Source organism: Mesorhizobium sp. P2_D6, from assembly GCF_056404315.1.
In genome coordinates this window covers 149,887-169,254 of sequence record NZ_JBFUEG010000008.1, presented here as the reverse complement: position 1 = coordinate 169,254, position 19,368 = coordinate 149,887, and the positions used below count along the sequence as shown (strand labels likewise).

Below are 19,368 nucleotides of genomic sequence, written 5' to 3'. Positions count from 1 at the left end.
CTGCGCCGACTCGAGGCTGTGTCATTATTCCGACCCTTTGCGTCGCCTTTGTCTTCATCGGAATCCGGAAATGCCGCCTTGGCTAAAATCGCGCCCGCGAAGGGCGTATTCCTGACAGCCCCGCCATGGCGCCGGCGCTTTGATGCGGCGCATGAATGAACCAAGACGCAAGCGCGGTGCCGAGCGGACCAGCAACCGGGGGCCGTCGGCCATCCCGCAACTGCCGCTGCGGCGCGTAACCAATCCCTATCCGCCGATGGCAATGCTGTCGGCCGACCAGATAGAGGCGATCCATCAGGCCTCGATGCACATTTTGGAGAATTTCGGCATCGAGGTGATGAGCCCGCGGGCGCTGTCGCTGTTCGAGAAGGCCGGCGCCACGGTCGATCATGCGACAGCGAATGTCCGCATCGACAGGGGCCTGGTTGCCGAGGCGCTGAAGACCACGCAGTCCAGCTACCGGCTGACACCGCGCAATCCGGCCAATGCCATCCACCTCGGCGGCAACACGATCAATTTCACCCTCGTCGCCGGGCCGCCCAATGTGCACGACATGGAGCGTGGCCGGCGCGCCGGCAATTTGCGCGACTATGCCGATCTCACCCGGCTGGCGCAGCATTTCAATTGCATCCACATGCTTGGCAACCAGGTCTGTGCGCCGGTGGAGCTGCCGGCCAATACCAGGCACATGGACACCTATTTCACCAATCTGACGCTTACCGACAAATCGTTCCATGTATCGGCGATCGGACGCGGCAGGGCGCTGGACGGCATCGAGATGATGGCGATCGCGCGCGGGCTGACGCTGGACGAGATGCGCGACGATCCAGGCATCGCCACCATCATCTCGGTCAACTCGCCGCGCCGCTTCGACGAGATGATGGCCGAAGGGCTGATGACCATGGCCGAGTTCGGCCAGTCAGTGGCGGTCACGCCGTTCACGCTGATGGGGGCGATGAGCCCGGTGACGCTCGCCGGCGCGCTGGCGCAGCAGAACGCCGAAGCGCTGTTCGGCGTGGTGCTGACGCAGCTGGTGCGCCCCGGCGCGCCGGTCATGTATGGCGCCTTCACCTCCAATGTCGACATGAAGTCGGGCGCGCCGGCTTTCGGCACGCCGGAAAACACCAAGGCCAACATTGCCTCGGGGCAGTTGGCGCGGCGCTACAATCTGCCTTACCGCACGACACCGGGCTCGGCCTCCAACGCCGCCGACGCGCAGGGCGCCTATGAGACGCTGATGGCGCTGTGGGGTGCGGTGCTCGGCCACGGCAACCTCGTCTATCATGCCGCCGGCTGGCAGGAGGGCGGGCTGACGGCATCGTTCGAGAAGCTCATCATCGATGTCGAGATGATCCAGCACATGATGGAGTTTCTTCAGCCGATCGTGGTCGATGAGGCGGAGCTGGCGGTCGAGGCGCTTGGCGCGGTGCCGACCGGCGGCCACTTCTTCGGCGAGCCGCACACGTTGGAACGCTATGCCACTGCTTTCTACCAGCCCATGCTGTCCAACTGGCAGAATTACGAGGCGTGGCAGGAGGCCGGCGGCCTCGACGCGACGGCGCGCGCGACGCGGCTGTGGAAGAAGGCGCTGGAAGACTATGTCGAGCCGACGATGGATCCCGCCGTGCGCGAGGCGCTGGAGGCGTATGTGGCCAGACGCAAGGAAGCGATCGGGCAGGGCGAGCCGTGATGGGTTTGCGCGGGTCCACCCCCCTCTGTCCTGCCGGACATCTCCCCCTCAAGGGGGGAGATTGGCTGGCACATCTTCCTTCGCCAATCACCAACGCTGACAAGCGGGTGGCAACGCAGCCGCTGCTGATCTCCCCCTTGAGGGGGAGATGGCCGGCAGGCCAGAGGGGGGTGCCTAGCGCTGCCTTTCTGATTCACATTATCTCCCCAACTCATTGATATCAGAGAAGAACTCATGAAATCGCATGCAAAGGTGGTGGTCATTGGCGGTGGTGTCGTCGGATGCTCGGTGCTGTTCCATCTGGCGCGCCATGGCTGGACCGATGTCGTGCTTCTGGAGCGCGATGAGCTGACCTCCGGCTCGACCTGGCATGCGGCCGGCGGCATGCACACCATCAATGGCGACCCCAACGTCGCCAAGCTGCAGAAATACACGATCTCGCTCTACAAGGAGATCGAGGAGCTGTCGGGCCAGGCGACCGGCGTGCACCTGACCGGCGGCGTGCTTCTGGCGGCAACCGAGGCGCGGCTCGACTGGCTGCGCGGCGTCGTCGCCAAGGGGCGCTATCTCGGCATCGACCTTGAAGAAATCTCGGCCAATGAGGCGGCGGAATTGATGCCGCTGCTTGATCCCAAGCAATTTGTTGGCGCCGTCCGCAACAAGGAGGACGGCCATCTCGATCCGTCCGGCGTGACCCACGCCTATGCCAAGGCGGCGCGCAAGCTCGGCGCCGAGTCGAGCGCTTCACCAAGGTTGAGGACATCGTGCGTCGGCCCGACGGGCTATGGCGGGTCATCACCAACAAGGGCGAGGTGGTGGCCGAGCATGTCGTCAATGCCGGCGGCCTGTGGGCGCGCGAGGTCGGCCGCATGGTCGGGCTGGAACTGCCGGTGCTGGCCATGGAGCACATGTACCTGATCACCGAGGACATGCCGGAGGTCGCCGCGTGGAACGCCAAGACCGGAACGGAGATCATCCATGCTGTCGATTTCGACGGCGAGCTTTATCTGCGCCAGGAGCGCGGCGGCATGCTGATGGGTACTTATGAGAAGGCCAACAAAGTGTGGTCCGAGTTCTCCACACCGTGGAACTTCGGTCATGAATTGCTGGAGCCCGACATCGACCGCATCGCGCCGTCACTCGAAGTCGGCTTCCGCCATTTCCCGGCCTTCGAGAGGACCGGCATCAAGCAGATCATCAACGGGCCTTTCACCTTCGCGCCGGACGGCAACCCGTTGGTCGGGCCGGTGCGCGGGCTGCCGGGTTTCTGGGTCGCCTGCGGCGTCATGGCCGGGTTCAGCCAAGGCGGCGGTGTCGGTCTGGCGCTGTCCAACTGGATGATCGAAGGCGATCCCGGCGCCGACATCTGGGCCATGGATGTCGCCCGCTATGGCGACTGGGCAACGATGGCCTACACCAACGCCAAGGTGCGCGAGAATTATTCGCGCCGCTTCTCGATCCGTTTCCCCAATGAGGAACTGCCCGCCGGACGAGGGCTGAAGACCACGCCGATCTACGATTTGTTGTCGGCCAAGGGCGCGCAATGGGGCGTGTCCTTTGGGCTGGAGGTGCCGCTCTGGTATGCGCCCGAGGGCGTCAAGGACGAGTTCTCGTGGCGGCGCTCGAGCGACTTCACACATGTCGCAAAAGAGGTCGCCACGGTGCGCGATGGCGTCGGCCTGGCGGAGATTTCGAACTTCGCCAAATACAAGGTGACGGGCGAGGGGGCGGCCGCCTGGCTCGACCGGATTTTTGCCTGCAAGCTGCCCAGACCTGGCCGTATGACGCTGGCACCGATGCTGAAGGACGACGGCAGGCTGATCGGCGATTTTACGCTCGCCAACATCGGCGACGGCGAGTGGTTCATCGCCGGTTCCGGTATCGCCGAGCAGTATCATATGCGCTGGTTCGAGGCGCATTTGCCCGGGGATGTTTCGGTGCGCATCGAGGCGGTGGGGCAGAAGCTGACCGGCCTGGCGATCGCCGGCCCGAAGGCGAGGGAGGTGCTGGCGAAGGTCAGCCGCGCGGATGTGTCCAATGCGGCGTTTCCGTTCATGGCGGTGGCGAAAATGGATATCAGCATGGCGCCGTGCCTGGTCGGCCGCGTCAGCTATACAGGCGATCTCGGCTACGAGATCTGGGTGGCACCGGAATATCAGCGCGCTGCCTTCCAGGCGCTGATGGCGGCGGGCGGGGAGTTCGGCATCGGCCTGTTCGGCTCGCGCGCGCTCAATGCGCTGCGGTTGGAGAAAAACTATGGTTCATGGGCGCGCGAGTACCGGCCGATCTACGGGCCGCTGGAGGCCGGGCTCGACCGCTTCGTCGCCTATGGCAAGGATGCCGATTTCATCGGCAAGGCCGGCGCTCTGGCCGAGCGCAAGCAAGGCGGCAAGCTCAGGCTGCGCACCTTCATTCTCGATGCCGACGACGCCGATGTCATCGGTGACGAGTCGATCTGGTTCGGCGGCGCGGTGCGCGGCTGGGTGACGTCAGGCGGCTATGCGCATCATCCGAAAAAATCCGTCGCCCTCGGCTATGTGCCGAAGGAGATCGCCGACGAGAGCGACGGCTTCGAGATCGAACTTTTGGGCAAGCGCCATGCCGCACGCATGCAGGCGGCGCCGCTGTTCGATGCTAATTTCGAACGGATGAGGGGATGAAGTTTCACCCCCTTTATCTCGCCCCTGAAGCGGGTCAGCCGTTGCGGCGGTTGTCGAGCGCGAAGGCGCCGGCGCCGGCAAACACCAGATAGAGGAAGATGAAGCAGAAGGAGATGGCGGCGTCGCCGTTGTTGTTGATCGGGAAGAAATCGCGCGGGTAGTGCGCCATGAAATAGGCGATGGCCATTTCGCCGGCCAGCAGGAAGGCGACGGGGCGCGTGAGGAGACCGAGCGCCAGCAAGATGCCGCCGGCGAATTCGAGAATGCCTGCCGTCGTCGTCAGCCCGTTGAGAGCGTGAGGCTCGGCGTTGACCGGGAAGTTGAACAGTTTCTGCGAGCCATGCTCGATGAACTGCAGGGCCGTGATGATGCGCAAGATGCCGAGCATCTGCGGCTGAAACCTGGCGAGACCGTCAAAAAGCTTCATCTAAACTCCATTTTCCAACCCTTTGGCCCGGCCATAGATGATCACTTTGCGTTGGACCATTCACTTCGCGGGGCCTGCCATCAACAATCGGTGATTGGAAATTGCTTCCTGTCGAACTTCGATATTTGTTCTCGGTATGGTTGCATTTATATCGCTATGGTTGTATATCTGTGTGTAGACTCTCCAACCAAATGGGTTCCCCTGGTCATGAAAAAAGTCGTCCTCAGCCTGTTCGCAATCCTTGCAGGCACCAGCTTCGCCATGGCCGCAGACGGCGGCTGTGATGCCTTCAAATGGCCGGTGGCGCGCGAGCAGGCGCTGTTTGCGGCAGCGCCTGCTACGCAGTCCGGCGCTGCCCTCGCGGCTGGCGAGGCCGCGGACCTGGCGCTCGAGCCGGTCGATGCGGTCAGCTATACCGTGCCGCCGGAACGTGCGCCGGCAGCCGGAACGTTTGGCGCGACGGCGAGCGTGACCGTCCCACCGGAAGGCGAGCTCCAGATCAGCCTGTCAGGCGAGGCCTGGATCGATGTGATTCAAGACGGCCATGCCACGAAGTCGGCAGCGTTCAGCGGTGTGAAGACCTGTCCCGGCATTCGCAAGAGCGTGCGTTTCAAGCTGACGCCGGGCGCAGCCACCATCCAGCTCAGTGGCGCCAAGGACGAGAGCATCAAGGTCGCGGTGCTGGCGCCGGAATGATGCGCTTTCTCGTCGCACCGGCGTGCGATGAGGGCAGTTTCCTGTTGATGCGCCTCTGGCCGGATCAGCGTCCCGGCGCGATCAGCGCGAAATAGGCGCCTTGCGGATCGGTGAACTGGGCGATCCATTGGCCGGTCGGCACCGGCATCGGACCCATGACGATCTTGCCGCCATTGTCGGTGACGCGCTTGGCGGCGGCGTCGATGGCATCGACATTGAAGTAGAACAGCCATACCGGCACCGGAAGCTGCTGCGGCTTGTTCATGATGCCGCCGCCGGATTCCGGGCCGGCCCCGAAGGTCTGGTAGATGCCCATCTCGCCGATGTCCATGCTACCGGCATCGGTCCAGCCGAACTGGCTTGAATAGAAGTCGAAGGCCGCCTCCCGGTCGGCTGCATAGAGCTCGTGCCAGCCGACATGGCCGGGTGTGGTCGCTGGAAGGATAGGCTGGTCGGGTCCATTGGGCTGCAGGAACATGAAGGTGGCGCCCTGCGGGTCGGCGACGACGGAAAAGCGGCCGACGCCGGGAATGTCGTCGGGTTCGCGGTGGACAGTTCCGCCGGCGGCCTTCAGCGCCTTGGTCGAAGCGTCCGTGTCCCTGGTGTGGATATAGCCGAGCCAGGCCGGCTTCATGCCCATCTTGGCGGCGTCCTCGGGCATGGTCATCAGCCCGCCGACGCCACGCTCGGCGGAGTTCACCACGACGTAGCGTGGCATGCCGGGAGCCTTGTCGAAGGGCTCGGCCCGCCAGCCAACGACTCTGGTGTAGAACGCTTGCGCGGCATCGAGATCGGTGGTCATCAGTTCGTACCAGAAGAAGGGCATTGGGTTTTTCGGCATTTTTTCGGTCTCCTCACCTTCATGCATCGATCGTCGTCCGATCCATCAAAGGACGATTTCAGCGGCGCAAATCCGACAGCGCGCATGAGAAAATTCAACGGCTGCGTTGACACATCGTTCCGCATTTCGTCGCGCCCGGCCGCTTGCACGTGCGGCGGTTTTCGACTTTCCTTGGGCAAACGAGGGGTTGTCGTTTCATGCGCCGTATGTCGCTCACGCCTGAGCTTGTTTCACTGTGCCATCGGCAGGAGGTGGATCCCGGCCCCGACGGCAGCTGGACGCAGCTCACCGACGAGGATTTCCGGGCCCTTTCCGTGCAGCTTTCCGATGAAGCCGATGCGGGGCCGCTATGGGTGTTCGCCTATGGGTCGTTGATCTGGAAGCCGGCTTTCGAATCTGTCGAACGCCAGCGCGCCACCGCGTTCGGCTGGCATCGATCGTTTTGTCTCGACATGGTGCGCTGGCGCGGTACCGCAGCACAACCGGGGCTGATGATGGCGCTCGAACGCGGCGGGCGATGCGACGGCGTCATCTACCGCCTGCCCGACGGCGACAAGCCACAGCAGATCGAAAGACTTTTGCGGCGCGAGATCGACGACCATGAGAGTGTCAGCTCGGTCCGTTGGGTTCCGGTGCGCACGGCGCAAGGGGTGGTGCGGGCGCTCGGCTTCTGGGTCGGGGTGACGGGCAGGGGGACGTCGCTCGGGCAGCCGCTGGACGCGGTGGCGCGGGTGCTGGCGAGAGCCTGCGGGCATGTCGGCTCGGGTGCCGAATATCTCTACAACACGGTCAGCCACCTCGAGGAATTCGGCATTCGCGACCGCAATCTGTGGCGATTGCAGCAGCTGGTCGCCGACGAGATCCGGTCAATCCATGAGGGCGCTCCGGTCTCTGGCCTTTCGCCGGCAGCACAGAGCGAAAGCCTATAACATGAGTAAAAAAATCATGTTTTTATCCAGCCTTTTCAGCGGCTTGCACCGAAAATTGACCAATTGATAAAAAAATAAAACGTGCTAGCCTTCCCCAAAACGAAAACATGGGGAACTGACGATGCCAGAAGGCCGGTTCAAGGACGGTATTGCCGGTGGCCGGCTGCCGGCCGACCAGTATGCCGAGAATTTTTCCGACCTGCATCCGCCGCTCGATCACCACGAGGCCCTGGTCGAATCCGATCGCTGCTATTTCTGCTACGACGCGCCGTGCATGAATGCATGCCCGACCTCGATCGACATTCCGCTGTTCATCCGCCAGATTTCGACCGGCAATCCGATCGGCTCCGCCAAGACCATCTTCGACCAGAACATTCTGGGCGGCATGTGCGCCCGCGTCTGCCCGACCGAGACGCTGTGCGAAGAGGTCTGCGTGCGCGAAGTGGCGGAAGGCAAGCCGGTGCAGATCGGCCGTTTGCAGCGCTATGCCACCGATGTCGCGATGGCCGAGCACAAGCAGTTTTATCCGCGCGCTGAAACAACCGGCAAGTCGGTCGCCGTGGTCGGCGCCGGGCCGGCCGGCCTTGCCGCCGCCCACCGACTTGCCCGCCATGGCCATGACGTCACCATTCTGGAAGCCCGCCCCAAGGCCGGCGGCCTCAACGAGTATGGCATCGCCGCCTACAAGAGCATCGACAATTTCGCCCAGGCCGAGGTCGACTATGTCACGGCGATCGGCGGCATCGACATCCAGAACGGCAAGGCGCTCGGCCGCGACTACCAGCTGTCGGACCTGATCCGGAATTACGATGCCGTCTTCCTTGGCATGGGGCTTGGCGGCGTCAATGCGTTGCGCGCCGATGGCGAAGACGCGGATGGCGTCACCAATGCGGTGGAGTTCATCGCGGAACTGCGCCAGGCCAGCGATCTGGCCAGCCTGCCGGTCGGCCGGCGTGTCGTCGTCATCGGCGGCGGCATGACGGCGATCGACGCCGCCGTGCAGTCGAAGCTGCTCGGCGCCGAGGAGGTGACGATCTGCTACCGGCGCGGCCAGGAGCATATGAACGCTTCCGAGTTCGAGCAGGATCTGGCCGCCGCCAATGGCGTTACCATCCGCCACTGGCTGCAGCCGAAGCGGGTCATTGCCGAGAACGGCAAGGTGTCGGGCATCGAACTCGAATACACCGCCATGAACGGCGACAGGCTCGCGGGCACCGGCGAGCGGCTGACGCTCACCGCCGACCAGGTGTTCAAGGCCATCGGCCAGAGTTTTGTGCCGGCAGCGCTCAACGGCAGCGGTGCATCGATCGAACTCGAAGCCGGGCGCATCAAGGTCGATGCGGAAGGGCGCACCTCGCTTGCCAATGTCTGGGCCGGCGGCGACTGCATTTTTGGCGGCGACGACCTGACCGTCTCGGCAGTGGCGCAAGGGCGCGATGCGGCTGAGAGCATCAACAGGAGTCTGACGCAGGGATAGAGATCATGGCCTCGGTGGAATCGGGCATCGCCCGTCACTACGACGTATCGGGTCTTGAGCAGCACATTCTTGCCGTGCTCGCCGATACCGGTGTGGACATTGCCCATCTGCGCGCCGGCGATCTCGAAGCGGTCGACGAGTTCCACATCGGCGGTATCGCCGCCACCCGGGAACTCATCGGCCAGATGGGTTTGAAGCCGGGGACCAGGTTGCTCGACATTGGTTCCGGCGTGGGTGGTCCAGCCCGCTTTGCCGCCAACAATGCCGGCGCCGATGTCACCGGCATCGATCTGACGCAAAGCTATGTCGACATCGCGACCAGCCTGTCGAAGCGGGTGGGAATGGCCGACAAAGTCCGGTTCGTGCAGGGCAGCGCGCTGGACATGCCGTTCAGCAACAAAAGCTTTGATACGGCCATGATCCTGCATGTCGGCATGAACCTTCCCGACAAGAAAAAGCTGATGAGCGAGGCGGCGCGTGTGCTCAAGCCGGGCGGCGTCTTTGCCGTCTACGATGTGATGCGGCTCAAGGCAGGTGCGCTGACCTATCCCCTGCCATGGGCATCCGACGAGAGCATGTCCTTTGTCGCCACATCCGACGACTATCGCTCAGCTGCCGCGGCTGCAGGGTTCTCCGTAGCCGCCGAGCGCCCACGCGGCGCCTTCGCCATCGAATTCTTCGCCACCATACGGGCGCGCATGGCTGCGGCGCAGGCGGAAGGCAAAAAGCCGCCGCCCGGCGTCAATCTTATCATGGGCGAGAACGCCCGCACCAAGATCGCCAATCTCACCGCCGCGCTTGAAGGCGGCATTCTCGCACCCGTCGAACTGCTTCTTCGTCTCGGTTGAAAGGGACCTGTCATGGCTGACATCCGCAACAATTTCGTCGGCATCAAATCGCCCAATCCGTTCTGGTTGGCTTCGGCGCCGCCGACCGACAAGGCCTATAACGTCATCCGCGCCTTCAAGGCGGGGTGGGGCGGTGTCGTCTGGAAGACGCTCGGCGAAGAAGGCCCGCCCGTGGTCAACGTCAACGGCCCGCGCTATGGCGCGATCTGGGGTGCGGACCGGCGCCTGCTCGGCCTCAACAACATCGAACTGATCACCGACCGCGACCTGCAGGTCAATCTGCGCGAGATCAAGCAGGTCAAGAAGGACTGGCCCGACCGCGCCATCGTCGTCTCGCTGATGGTGCCGTGCGTCGAGGAAAGCTGGAAGGCGATCCTGCCGGTGGTCGAGGAGACCGAGGCCGACGGCATCGAGCTCAATTTCGGTTGCCCGCACGGCATGTCGGAGCGTGGCATGGGCGCGGCTGTTGGCCAGGTGCCGGAGTACATCGAAATGGTGGTGCGCTGGTGCAAGGCCAACACCCGCATGCCGGTCATCACCAAACTCACGCCCAACATCACCGATGTGCGCAAGCCCGCGCGCGCAGCCCTTGCCGGCGGCACCGACGCGGTGTCGCTGATCAACACCATCAATTCGATCACCGGCGTCAATCTCGACAGCTTTGCGCCAGAGCCAACCATCGACGGCAAGGGCTCGCATGGCGGCTATTGCGGCCCGGCGGTGAAGCCGATCGCCATGAACATGGTGGCCGAGATCGCGCGCGATCCCGAAACCCACGGCCTGCCGATCTCCGGCATTGGCGGCATCACCACCTGGCGAGACGCCGCCGAATTCATGGCGCTCGGCGCCGGCAATGTGCAGGTGTGCACGGCGGCGATGACCTACGGCTTCAAGATCGTGCAGGAAATGATCGCGGGGCTGGAAAACTGGATGGACGAGAAGGGCCATGCCTCGCTCGACGACATTATCGGCCGCGCCACGCCCAACGTCACCGACTGGCAGTATCTCAACCTCAATTATGTCGCCAAGGCGCGTATCGACCAGGACGCCTGCATCAAATGCGGCCGCTGTCACATCGCCTGCGAGGACACCTCGCACCAGGCGATCACCAACATGGTCGACGGCGTCAGGCACTTCGAGGTGATCGAGGCCGAATGCGTCGGCTGCAATCTGTGCGTCAATGTCTGCCCGGTGGAAAACTGCATCACCATGGAGCCGCTGGCCGCAGGCGTGATGGACCAGCGCACCGGCAAGCCGGTCTCGCCGGTCTACGCCAACTGGACGACGCATCCGAACAACCCGATGGCCAAGGTGGCCGCGGAGTAGGGTTCGCTAGCGATCTAGCTCAATCGCCCTGCGCGTCCGCATCAGGCGATTTTGCATGTGTGCGACGCTTCGATTTCAGAGGTCAGCGCCGCCCCTCATCCGCCCTTCGGGCACCTTCTCCCCGTAAACGGGGAGAAGGCAATTGCACCGCCGCTGTCGCCTTTTCCTGCAACGTCGGTAATTGGCGAAATCATCGATGACGGCATCTTTCGCCCCGTTACGGGGAGAAATGCCCGGCAGGGCAATGAGGGGCAGCGCCAACCTTCGAGGGTATTCGCGGAGAACCTTAGCTCTCCACACCACCGTTGGCCGAACGAATATCACCGTCGCTAACATGTGAGATTTTCCATTTTCCTATTGCAGATAAAATTTATCCACGATAAAATGTATCCATGAATTGGAGATGGTCACTATGAAGCTGGGCGAGGGCGTTGAGGCGGCCATCCATTGTGCGGCCACGCTGGCCAGCGTCGAGGGCAACAGCACCATGCCGGGCGCTGCCTTGGCAGAGTCTTTCGGCCTGTCGCCGAGCTATCTCTTGAAGCATCTCAACATGCTGACGGCCGAGCGCATCCTGGAATCGGTACCCGGGCCGGCGGGTGGTTACCGGCTGGCGCGGCCGGCCGAGCGCATCACGCTGCTCGATATCGTGCTTGCCATCGAAGGGCGGGAGCCGGCGTTTCGCTGCGGCGAGGTCCGCCGCAACGGGCCGGTCAAGCTCGACGCGTCCGCCTATGTAAAACTGTGCGGCATCAACGCCGCGATGCTGAAGGCGGAGCGCGCCTATCGCGCGGCTCTCGCGGAAACCCGGTTGTCCGACATCGTGGCTGACTACCAGGCAGAAGGCGATCCGAGATCGATCGCCGCCAGCTGCGCCTTTGTGGCGCGCCATCAGCGGCCGCAGAAATCCGCTTCGACCAAGCAAGTTTAATCCTCGCGAGAGAGACGTGAAAGGAAAGACGATGAAACAGAGACTGCAATTCTTCGCCAAGGCGCCGGAAATCATGAAGGCGGTGTCGGCGCTCAACAAGGCGGTCGACGAATGCGGGCTGGAAGTGGGCCTGCTGCATTTGATCAAGCTCAGGGCTTCGCAGATCAATGGCTGTTCCTACTGCGTCGAGATGCACAGCCGCGAGGCGCGGCGCGACGGTGAGACCGAGACGCGGCTCTATCTGGTCGCAGCCTGGAAGGAATCGCCGCTGTTTTCCGAGCGCGAACGGGCGGCCTTGGCCTGGACCGAGGCGACGACCCTGATTGCCAACAATGGCGTTTCGGACGAACTCTATGCCCGCACGCTCGCGCATTTCTCTGAAGAGGAACTGGTCAAGCTGTCTGTTGCGATCGGCATGATCAACACCTGGAACCGGCTCTGCATCCCGTTCCATGCCATTCACCCGATGCCGGCGGCCAAAGCAGCCTGACCTTCCGGTTTATCCATGGAGCGCCGTCGAGAGGGCGGCGCTCCAACTGTTTTTAAAGGGGAGAGTTTTATGCCTGTCGATTTGCCTTTGACCTTGTTGTTTCTCGGCCGCCTGTTGCTCGGCGGCGCCTTCGTCCTCGCCGGCCTGCGCAATGTTCAGAACGAGACCTTCCTGACCGGGCCGATGGCCGCGCGCGGCGTGCCGCAGGCCAAGCTGACGCTGTGGGCCGGCATCGTCCTGCAGACCATTGCCGGCGCGCTGGTGATGGCAGGTGTGTGGACCGCGATCGCAAGTGCTGCGCTGGTGCTGTTCCTCATCGTCGCCACGCCGATGTTCCACAATTTCTGGGACCATCAGGGCCCGGACCGGGCATCGCGCATCAACGGCTTCGTCGGCAATGTCGCGCTCGCCGGCGGTTTTCTGACGCTGATCGCGCAGTCGCTGTAAGTTTACGCCGCGAAGCGCAAACCACCATCGCAGGTCAGCACCTGACCGGTCATGAAGCCGTTGGAGACGAGGAAGGCGATCGCGCCGGCGACATCCTCGGCGTGGCCGATCCTGCCGACAGGGGTCTTGCCGGCATAGTCGGCAAAGACCGCCTGCCGCTGGTCGTCAGGCATAAAGTCCCACCAGGGCGTGTCGATGACGCCGGGCGCGACGACATTGACGCGCAGCGGCTTCAACTCGACCGCCAGGATCGGCACCACGGTCAGCAGCATGCCGTTGACGGCGGCGATGCCGGCAACGCCGGGCGCGGTCAGTTGCGCCGACACCGCCGATATGAAGGTGACCGATCCCGATTTGTTGAGGGTCGGCAAAGCCGCCTGCAGGCAAGACAGCTGCGGCCGGACTTTCTCGTCGACGCCACCGGCGACGTCGGCAAGGTCCAGGCTCGCGAACGGGCCAAGCCCCTTGCCGCCACTGGCAGCCAGCACAAGGTGATCGAAGGGCCCGACTTCCCCAAAGAACTGGCGGACTTCGTCCGGCTTCGAAGCATCGAAGGCCGCCTTGTCGGCAGCGCCGCCGAGGCTCTTCCAGGCGCTGGTGAGTTTTTCCGGATTGCGGCCGGTGATGGTGACTTTCATCCCAGGGCCGAGCAGTTTGCGCGCGGTCGCCAGTCCGATACCGGACGAGCCGCCGATGATGATTGTGTGTTGGATGTTGCTGGTCATGAATGCTGTTCCTTCGATTTTGCGGAGGCTTGGCCGACGAGGTCGAGGCTTAGAGCTCGCAATTGTTCTCGCGCCTTCGCGTCATAGGCTTGCGCATCGGCACGCGATTCCTTTTGGCCGTCGAAATAGAGGCCGCTCCGCCCTTCAAGGGCGGGCGATGTCGCGAGGTTGAGGATGGCGTCGGCGCCGGTCTCGACCGAACTCCACGGTGTCACACCGGCCTGGCGCACCATGGTGGTGTTCATGTAGCTAGCCGGATGCAAGGCGTTGGCGGTGACGCCGCTGCCCTTCAGCTCTCCGGCCAGGTCGATGGTGAACAGGATCTGCGCCAGCTTGCTCTGGCAGTAAGCGCGCACGCCATCATAGGAGCGCGTCAGCATGACATCGCCGAAATCGATCGCTTGCTGGCCGGCCGAGGCGACATTGACGATGCGCGCCGGGGCGCTGGCCTTGAGCAGCGGCAGCAGCTCCGACGTCAGCAGGAAACCGGCGAGATAATTGACTGCAAAGCGCAGTTCGAAGCCATCGGCGCTGAGCTGCCGCTTGGCGCCGGCGGTACCGATGCCGGCATTGTTGATGAGGATGTCGAGCCGGTTGGTTCTCGCAAGCACGGCCTCAGCGAGGCGGCGAACTTCGGCCAGCGAAGCGAGGTCGGCGGCGAGGAACTCGGCCTTGCCGCCGGCGGCTTCGATTTCGGCGACGGTTGCCTTGCCGCGCGCGGCATCGCGGCCGTGCACCAGCACACGGGCGCCGCCGGCGCCAAGCCGTTGCGCGATGACGCGGCCGACGCCGTCGGTTGAGCCGGTGATGAGGATTGTCTTGTCTTTCAGATCCATGTCGGAGAGCCTCCATATTCGCTCTGGATAACAAGATGGGGCGATCGGCGCGCCGCAAACAGTTCAAACTTTATCCTGGTATCGATACTGCTATACTGAGCCCATGGATGTTTCCGTACCATCACCCGAAGACAGCCGCCGGCGCGAACTTGGCGCCTTCCTGCGCTCACGCCGCGAAAGGCTTTCGCCGTCTGCCACCGGCATTGCAGCCGGCGCCAGGCGGCGTACGCCCGGTCTGCGCCGCGAAGAGGTGGCGATGATCGCCGGCGTCGGCACCACCTGGTACACCTGGCTGGAGCAGGGCAGGGACGTACGGCCCTCCGTGGAGGTGCTGACGGCGCTCTGCGAGGCCTTGCGGCTCGATGCCGCCGAGAAGCGGCATTTGTTCACGCTTGCCGGCCGCCAGCAGCCCGAGCGGCGGCGCATTACCCCGGTCAAGGTCGAAGGTCCCCTGCTGCACATGCTGCAGAGCCTCGTCCTGCAACCGGCCTATATTCTCGGGCCGCGCTGGGACGTGCTGGCCTGGAATGCCGGGGCGGTCGCCATTTTCGGCGATTACGGCCTGTTGGAGGGCGACGCCCGCAATATCCTCCATGGCGTGTTCACCGATCCGCACCGGCGCCATTTGCTGGTCGACTGGGAGCAACTGGCGCGCGCCACCCTTGCCGCGTTTCGCGCCGAGAGCGCGAAATACACCGGCGATCCGGACTTCGAGCGGCTGATTGCGCTGATGATGCGCTCCAGCCCGGAATTCCGCGAATGGTGGCCGCTGCGCGATGTGGTGCATCGTCTGTCCGGCAAGAAGTATCTGCGCCACCCGATCGCCGGCGCGATGGCGTTTGAGCATATGAGCCTGTCGATCGACGACGGCTCGGACATGAAGCTGATCGTCTACACGCCGCTGGCCGAGCAGAATTCGGTTGCGAAGCTGGAAGAGCTGCTCGACGCGATTCCGGTGGAGCGCCGCAGCGCGTAGCGTTGGTGGCTGCAGCCTCTCAGCTTCGCCCTAGAATGACGAAATCAATGTGCGCTTCGGCCAATCTCCACCGTCCGCAGCAGCCCCGACGACCGGCAAGTTGGCCCCCAAGCGCGATCTTGCCTCAGCCTTTCGGCTTCAGCCCATCAATGAACAACTGCTCGAGAAATCGCGCCGCGTCCTCGAAGCGGCCGTCGCCGCCGCGGTCGGCGCCGAGTACGGCGCGGACCTGGACGTCGAAATCGGCGTAGTGCTGCGTCGTCGCCCAGATCGAAAAGATCAGGTGCCAGGGATCGGTACGGGCGATCTTCCCGGCGCGCATCCAGCCCTTGATGACATTGGCCTTTTCGTCGACCAACGTTTTCAGCTCGCCTTCCAAAAGCGGCATGATGCGCGGCGCGCCCTGCAAAATCTCGTTGGCGAACAGCCTGCTCTCCCGGGGAAAATCGCGCGCCATTTCGAGCTTGCGCCTGATGTAACTCCGGAGTTCGGTCAAGGGATCGCCGATATCGTCGAGTTCACGCAGCGGCGCCAACCAGGTAGCGAGCAGCCGCTCCATCAGCGTTTCGTGGATGTCTTCCTTGCGGCGGAAATAATAGAGCAGGTTCGGCTTTGACATCCCCGCGGCTTCGGCGATCTGGTCGATGGTCGAGCCGCGAAAGCCGTTGGTGGAGAAGACTTCGAGGGCTGCTTCCAGGATCAGTTCGCGCTTTTCCTGCTGGATGCGGGTGCGGCGGGGAGCGGAGCCTTCCATCGCGTCGGTCATGCGGCCAAGCCTTGGCCGCGCGGGCCATCTGGACCAATTCTCTGGACCAGTTTTTCCCTGAGCCGTGGAGCGCACTTCGAAGGCCGCATTTCCGCTAGTAATCCCTTGACCGCCGACAGGGCGGTGCTAACGTTTGTCCAATCGGTCAAAATTTGCGTAGCATGAAAACGTCGCAAAGACCAAGTGTTGGAAAGACCAAGCGTTAGCCGCACCGAAACAGGTTACAAGGGGAAGTCTTGGTCATGTCCAACCGGCTGAAAGTCACGCCGAACGATCTCAGCGCATTCTGGATGCCGTTCACGGCAAACCGGCAGTTCAAACAGGCGCCACGCATGTTCGTGTCCGCCAAGGACATGCACTACACCACCAGCGACGGCCGCAAGGTGCTCGACGGCACCGCCGGTCTGTGGTGCGTCAATGCCGGCCATTGCCGGCCGAAGATCACAGAGGCGATTCAGCATCAGGCCGCCGAACTCGACTATGCGCCGGCCTTCCAGATGGGCCACCCCATCGTGTTCGAACTGGCCAACCGCTTGGTCGACATTGCGCCCAAGGGCATGGACCATGTCTTCTTCACCAATTCCGGTTCGGAATCGGTCGATACGGCGCTGAAGATGGCGATCGCCTATCACCGCGTGAAGGGCGAGGGCGCGCGCACCCGGCTGATCGGCCGCGAGCGCGGCTATCACGGCGTCAACTTCGGCGGCATCTCGGTCGGCGGCATCGTCAGCAACCGCAAGATGTTCGGCACGCTGCTCGGCGGCGTCGACCATATGCCGCATACGCATCTGCCGGAGAAGAACGCCTTCTCCAAGGGCGTGCCGGAATATGGCGCGGAGCTTGCCAACGAGCTGGAGCGCATCGTCACCCTGCATGACGCCTCGACCATCGCCGCCGTCATCGTCGAGCCGGTCGCCGGCTCCACCGGCGTCATCCTGCCGCCGAAGGGCTATTTGCAGAAGCTTCGCGAAATCTGCACCAAGCACGGCATCCTGTTGATCTTCGACGAGGTCATCACCGGTTTCGGCCGCCTCGGCGCACCCTTCGCCGCCGACTATTTCGGCGTCACGCCCGACATCATGACCACCGCCAAGGGCGTTTCCAACGGCGTCATCCCGATGGGGGCGGTGTTCGTGAAGAAGGAAATCCACGACGCCTTCATGACCGGTCCCGAGCACATGATCGAGTTCTTCCACGGCTACACCTATTCGGGCAATCCGATTGCGTGCGCCGCAGCACTCGGCTCGCTCGATACCTACAAGGAAGAGGGTCTGCTCACCCGTGGCGAGGAACTGGCGCCGTACTGGGAAGACGCGCTGCATTCGCTGAAGGGTGAGCCGCATGTCATCGACATCAGGAATATCGGCCTGATCGGCGCGATCGAACTGGCGCCGATTGCCGGCCAGCCGACCAAGCGGGCCTTCTCGGCCTTCGTCAAGGCATTCGAGCGCGGCGCGCTGATCCGCACGACCGGCGACATCATCGCGCTGTCGCCGCCGCTGATCATCACCAAGGGCCAGATCAACGAATTGATCGACCATGTGCGTGAAGTGCTGAGGGCGATAGACTAATCTATTGAGCCAATCCGGCGGTGGCGGGAACCGCCGCCGGGTCGGTTATATGAAATGAGAGGATTTTGAATGGCCGCCCCAGGCGAGAATCTGCGAATCAATTCAGACCGTTTGTGGGATTCCATCATGGAGATGGCGAAGATCGGCCCCGGCGTTGCCGGCGGCAACAATCGCCAGACCGTGACCGACGAGGACGGCGAGGGCCGGCATCTGTTCAAGCGCTGGTGCGAGACGGCCGGGCTCGAAATGGGCCTCGACGAGATGGGCACCATGTTCGCCCGCCGGGAAGGCGCCGATCCCAGCCTGCCGCCGGTCTATGTCGGCAGCCATCTCGACACGCAGCCGACGGGCGGCAAATATGACGGCGTGCTCGGCGTGCTGGGCGGGCTGGAGATCATCCGTTCGCTCAACGATCTCGGCATCACCACCAGGCATCCGATCGTCGTCACCAACTGGACCAACGAGGAAGGCTCGCGCTTTGCCCCGGCGATGATGGCGTCCGGCGTGTTCGCCGGCGTCCTGGAGCAGGCAGACGTGTATCAGCACACCGATAAACAGGGAAAAAAATTTGGCGAAGAGCTGGAGCGTATCGGCTGGAAAGGCACGGAGAAGGTCGGCGATCGCAAGATCCACGCCTTCTTCGAATTGCATATCGAGCAGGGGCCGATCCTCGAGGATGAAGGCATCGACATCGGCGTCGTCACCCATGGCCAGGGCCTGAAATGGCTGCAGGTGACGCTGACCGGCAAGGAGGCGCATACCGGTTCGACGCCGATGCCCAAGCGACGCAATGCCGGGCTCGGCATGGCCCGCGTGATCGAGCTGGTGCACGAGATCGCCATGGACTACCAGCCGGATGCCGTCGGTGCGGTCGGCCATATGGAAGTGTTTCCCAACTCGCGCAACATCATTGCCGGCCGTACCGTCTTCACCATCGACATCCGCTCGCCGGAAAAGGAAGTGCTGGACGCGATGGACGGCCGGATCCGCGAAGGCATCGACACGATCTGCGAGGCGCTCGATATCCAGTACAAGGTCGAGCAGGTCGGCGCTTTCGATCCGGTGACCTTCGACGCCGGTTGCGTCAAGGCGATCCGCGATGCCGCCGATCGACTCGGCTATTCGCACCGCAACATCGTTTCCGGCGCCGGCCACGATGCCTGCTGGATCAACCGCGTGGCGCCGACCGCCATGGTGATGTGTCCGTGCGTTGACGGGTTGTCACACAACGAGGCCGAGGAAATTACCAAGGAATGGGCGGGCGCCGGCGCCGACGTTCTGTTCCACGCGGTGGTGGAGACGGCGGGGATTGTGGCGTGAGTCATGGGCGAGCAGGACGATCTGGATTTTGATGCCTTGCTCGCGCTTATTCGCAAGGAGATCGACGAATACAATTATCAGGCGCTTACAGAAGATCGCACGGATCTAGTGGGAGTGCCGGTATCGCAAGATCGTATTGATGCTGACCTTGCTCGGTTTCGTTCGGCATTGGTGAACCCTTACTGGATCGACGTTGTTCGTCGTGACACGATTGAGGATTTGGAGAACGAGACGCCCTTTGTCGAGAGATGCGCGGTGGTGACAGACGATAGAGACAGCTACCTGTTGGCTTATGTGCACCAAAGGCGCGAGTTCGTTCTGGTTGACCGAATGGGCGATCAATACGTGACGATCGGCGTACGAGGTGATCCGGTCGGTTGTTATTTGGCAATGTAGTGGTTTGGCAGGGCAG

Annotated in this window: 18 protein-coding genes and 1 pseudogene; 14 read left to right on the top strand and 5 right to left on the bottom strand. The window is 63.1% G+C overall.

Annotation, left to right across the window (positions count from 1 at the left end; genetic code table 11):
- Window positions 1–151 precede the first annotated feature (151 nt).
- Together AC1D1L_RS18820 and AC1D1L_RS18815 are read left to right on the top strand one after the other, a co-directional pair.
- Window positions 152–1,690, top strand: coding sequence for a trimethylamine methyltransferase family protein (locus AC1D1L_RS18820; protein ID WP_477342976.1), 1,539 nt, complete (start codon window positions 152–154; stop codon window positions 1,688–1,690).
- Between the two features lie 234 nt (window positions 1,691–1,924).
- Window positions 1,925–4,350, top strand: a pseudogene (locus AC1D1L_RS18815) (GcvT family protein).
- Between the two features lie 34 nt (window positions 4,351–4,384).
- Here the strand turns inward: AC1D1L_RS18815 and AC1D1L_RS18810 are convergent.
- Window positions 4,385–4,777, bottom strand: a complete 393-nt coding sequence (locus AC1D1L_RS18810) for a DoxX family protein (RefSeq protein WP_477342975.1) — start codon at window positions 4,775–4,777, stop codon at window positions 4,385–4,387.
- 207 nt (window positions 4,778–4,984) lie between these two features.
- Here AC1D1L_RS18810 and AC1D1L_RS18805 point away from each other — a divergent pair, with 207 nt between their 5' ends.
- The gene (locus tag AC1D1L_RS18805) at window positions 4,985–5,473 is read left to right on the top strand and encodes a hypothetical protein (RefSeq protein ID WP_436260682.1); all 489 of its coding nucleotides are present in this window, start codon (window positions 4,985–4,987) and stop codon (window positions 5,471–5,473) included.
- A 64-nt stretch (window positions 5,474–5,537) separates the two neighbouring features.
- Here AC1D1L_RS18805 and AC1D1L_RS18800 read toward each other — a convergent pair whose 3' ends face one another.
- Complete coding sequence (locus tag AC1D1L_RS18800) at window positions 5,538–6,314, bottom strand: VOC family protein (protein WP_477342974.1); 777 nt, start codon at window positions 6,312–6,314, stop codon at window positions 5,538–5,540.
- Window positions 6,315–6,511: 197 nt separating this feature from the next.
- Between AC1D1L_RS18800 and AC1D1L_RS18795 the strand changes: the two genes are divergently transcribed.
- The 7 genes from AC1D1L_RS18795 to AC1D1L_RS18765 all read left to right on the top strand — a co-directional run bounded on the left by AC1D1L_RS18795 (window position 6,512) and on the right by AC1D1L_RS18765 (window position 12,762).
- Window positions 6,512–7,243 (top strand): gamma-glutamylcyclotransferase, encoded by a 732-nt coding sequence (locus tag AC1D1L_RS18795; protein ID WP_477342973.1) that lies wholly within the window; start codon window positions 6,512–6,514, stop codon window positions 7,241–7,243.
- A 121-nt stretch (window positions 7,244–7,364) separates the two neighbouring features.
- On the top strand, window positions 7,365–8,720 hold the full coding sequence (locus AC1D1L_RS18790; RefSeq protein ID WP_477342972.1) for an NAD(P)-dependent oxidoreductase: 1,356 nt from the start codon (window positions 7,365–7,367) through the stop codon (window positions 8,718–8,720).
- A 5-nt stretch (window positions 8,721–8,725) separates the two neighbouring features.
- The gene (locus AC1D1L_RS18785; protein ID WP_477342971.1) at window positions 8,726–9,568 is read left to right on the top strand and encodes a class I SAM-dependent methyltransferase; all 843 of its coding nucleotides are present in this window, start codon (window positions 8,726–8,728) and stop codon (window positions 9,566–9,568) included.
- 12 nt (window positions 9,569–9,580) lie between these two features.
- Entirely contained in the window at window positions 9,581–10,894 is a 1,314-nt protein-coding gene (gene preA / locus AC1D1L_RS18780) for an NAD-dependent dihydropyrimidine dehydrogenase subunit PreA (RefSeq protein WP_477342970.1), read from the top strand.
- Between the two features lie 412 nt (window positions 10,895–11,306).
- Entirely contained in the window at window positions 11,307–11,825 is a 519-nt protein-coding gene (locus AC1D1L_RS18775) for an RrF2 family transcriptional regulator (RefSeq protein ID WP_477342969.1), read from the top strand.
- A 31-nt stretch (window positions 11,826–11,856) separates the two neighbouring features.
- The gene (locus AC1D1L_RS18770; protein ID WP_112560322.1) at window positions 11,857–12,315 is read left to right on the top strand and encodes a carboxymuconolactone decarboxylase family protein; all 459 of its coding nucleotides are present in this window, start codon (window positions 11,857–11,859) and stop codon (window positions 12,313–12,315) included.
- Window positions 12,316–12,384: 69 nt separating this feature from the next.
- Window positions 12,385–12,762, top strand: coding sequence for a DoxX family protein (locus tag AC1D1L_RS18765; protein WP_477342968.1), 378 nt, complete (start codon window positions 12,385–12,387; stop codon window positions 12,760–12,762).
- A 2-nt stretch (window positions 12,763–12,764) separates the two neighbouring features.
- Here AC1D1L_RS18765 and AC1D1L_RS18760 read toward each other — a convergent pair whose 3' ends face one another.
- On the bottom strand, window positions 12,765–13,487 hold the full coding sequence (locus tag AC1D1L_RS18760) for an SDR family oxidoreductase (RefSeq protein ID WP_477342967.1): 723 nt from the start codon (window positions 13,485–13,487) through the stop codon (window positions 12,765–12,767).
- The gene (locus AC1D1L_RS18755) at window positions 13,484–14,323 is read right to left on the bottom strand and encodes an SDR family oxidoreductase (protein ID WP_477342966.1); all 840 of its coding nucleotides are present in this window, start codon (window positions 14,321–14,323) and stop codon (window positions 13,484–13,486) included. The genes AC1D1L_RS18760 and AC1D1L_RS18755 overlap by 4 nt, the downstream gene beginning before the upstream one ends.
- 103 nt (window positions 14,324–14,426) lie before the next feature.
- On the opposite strand from AC1D1L_RS18755, the gene AC1D1L_RS18750 reads away from it, so the two are divergent.
- Complete coding sequence (locus AC1D1L_RS18750) at window positions 14,427–15,299, top strand: helix-turn-helix transcriptional regulator (RefSeq protein WP_477342965.1); 873 nt, start codon at window positions 14,427–14,429, stop codon at window positions 15,297–15,299.
- A 124-nt stretch (window positions 15,300–15,423) separates the two neighbouring features.
- Here AC1D1L_RS18750 and AC1D1L_RS18745 read toward each other — a convergent pair whose 3' ends face one another.
- Entirely contained in the window at window positions 15,424–16,053 is a 630-nt protein-coding gene (locus tag AC1D1L_RS18745; RefSeq protein ID WP_142868293.1) for a TetR family transcriptional regulator C-terminal domain-containing protein, read from the bottom strand.
- Window positions 16,054–16,307: 254 nt separating this feature from the next.
- Here AC1D1L_RS18745 and aptA point away from each other — a divergent pair, with 254 nt between their 5' ends.
- From aptA to AC1D1L_RS18730, 3 genes are all read left to right on the top strand, one after another.
- Window positions 16,308–17,636: an omega-aminotransferase AptA gene (gene aptA / locus AC1D1L_RS18740; protein ID WP_477342964.1), complete on the top strand. Its 1,329-nt coding sequence runs from the start codon at window positions 16,308–16,310 to the stop codon at window positions 17,634–17,636.
- Between the two features lie 69 nt (window positions 17,637–17,705).
- Complete coding sequence (locus tag AC1D1L_RS18735) at window positions 17,706–18,956, top strand: Zn-dependent hydrolase (RefSeq protein WP_477342963.1); 1,251 nt, start codon at window positions 17,706–17,708, stop codon at window positions 18,954–18,956.
- 3 nt (window positions 18,957–18,959) lie between these two features.
- A complete protein-coding gene (locus tag AC1D1L_RS18730; protein ID WP_477342962.1) occupies window positions 18,960–19,352 on the top strand; it encodes a hypothetical protein in 393 nt (130 codons plus the stop codon).
- The last annotated feature ends 16 nt before the right edge of the window (window positions 19,353–19,368 follow it).

Bases quoted from the DNA above. Each gene is read 5' to 3' on its own strand.
- AC1D1L_RS18820 (WP_477342976.1), top strand. From the start codon at position 152: ATGAATGAACCAAGACGCAAGCGCGGTGCCGAGCGGACCAGCAACCGG.
- AC1D1L_RS18810 (WP_477342975.1), bottom strand. From the start codon at position 4,777: ATGAAGCTTTTTGACGGTCTCGCCAGGTTTCAGCCGCAGATGCTCGGC.
- AC1D1L_RS18805 (WP_436260682.1), top strand. From the start codon at position 4,985: ATGAAAAAAGTCGTCCTCAGCCTGTTCGCAATCCTTGCAGGCACCAGC.
- AC1D1L_RS18800 (WP_477342974.1), bottom strand. From the start codon at position 6,314: ATGCCGAAAAACCCAATGCCCTTCTTCTGGTACGAACTGATGACCACC.
- AC1D1L_RS18795 (WP_477342973.1), top strand. From the start codon at position 6,512: ATGCGCCGTATGTCGCTCACGCCTGAGCTTGTTTCACTGTGCCATCGG.
- AC1D1L_RS18790 (WP_477342972.1), top strand. From the start codon at position 7,365: ATGCCAGAAGGCCGGTTCAAGGACGGTATTGCCGGTGGCCGGCTGCCG.
- AC1D1L_RS18785 (WP_477342971.1), top strand. From the start codon at position 8,726: ATGGCCTCGGTGGAATCGGGCATCGCCCGTCACTACGACGTATCGGGT.
- preA (WP_477342970.1), top strand. From the start codon at position 9,581: ATGGCTGACATCCGCAACAATTTCGTCGGCATCAAATCGCCCAATCCG.
- AC1D1L_RS18775 (WP_477342969.1), top strand. From the start codon at position 11,307: ATGAAGCTGGGCGAGGGCGTTGAGGCGGCCATCCATTGTGCGGCCACG.
- AC1D1L_RS18770 (WP_112560322.1), top strand. From the start codon at position 11,857: ATGAAACAGAGACTGCAATTCTTCGCCAAGGCGCCGGAAATCATGAAG.
- AC1D1L_RS18765 (WP_477342968.1), top strand. From the start codon at position 12,385: ATGCCTGTCGATTTGCCTTTGACCTTGTTGTTTCTCGGCCGCCTGTTG.
- AC1D1L_RS18760 (WP_477342967.1), bottom strand. From the start codon at position 13,487: ATGACCAGCAACATCCAACACACAATCATCATCGGCGGCTCGTCCGGT.
- AC1D1L_RS18755 (WP_477342966.1), bottom strand. From the start codon at position 14,323: ATGGATCTGAAAGACAAGACAATCCTCATCACCGGCTCAACCGACGGC.
- AC1D1L_RS18750 (WP_477342965.1), top strand. From the start codon at position 14,427: ATGGATGTTTCCGTACCATCACCCGAAGACAGCCGCCGGCGCGAACTT.
- AC1D1L_RS18745 (WP_142868293.1), bottom strand. From the start codon at position 16,053: ATGGAAGGCTCCGCTCCCCGCCGCACCCGCATCCAGCAGGAAAAGCGC.
- aptA (WP_477342964.1), top strand. From the start codon at position 16,308: ATGTCCAACCGGCTGAAAGTCACGCCGAACGATCTCAGCGCATTCTGG.
- AC1D1L_RS18735 (WP_477342963.1), top strand. From the start codon at position 17,706: ATGGCCGCCCCAGGCGAGAATCTGCGAATCAATTCAGACCGTTTGTGG.
- AC1D1L_RS18730 (WP_477342962.1), top strand. From the start codon at position 18,960: ATGGGCGAGCAGGACGATCTGGATTTTGATGCCTTGCTCGCGCTTATT.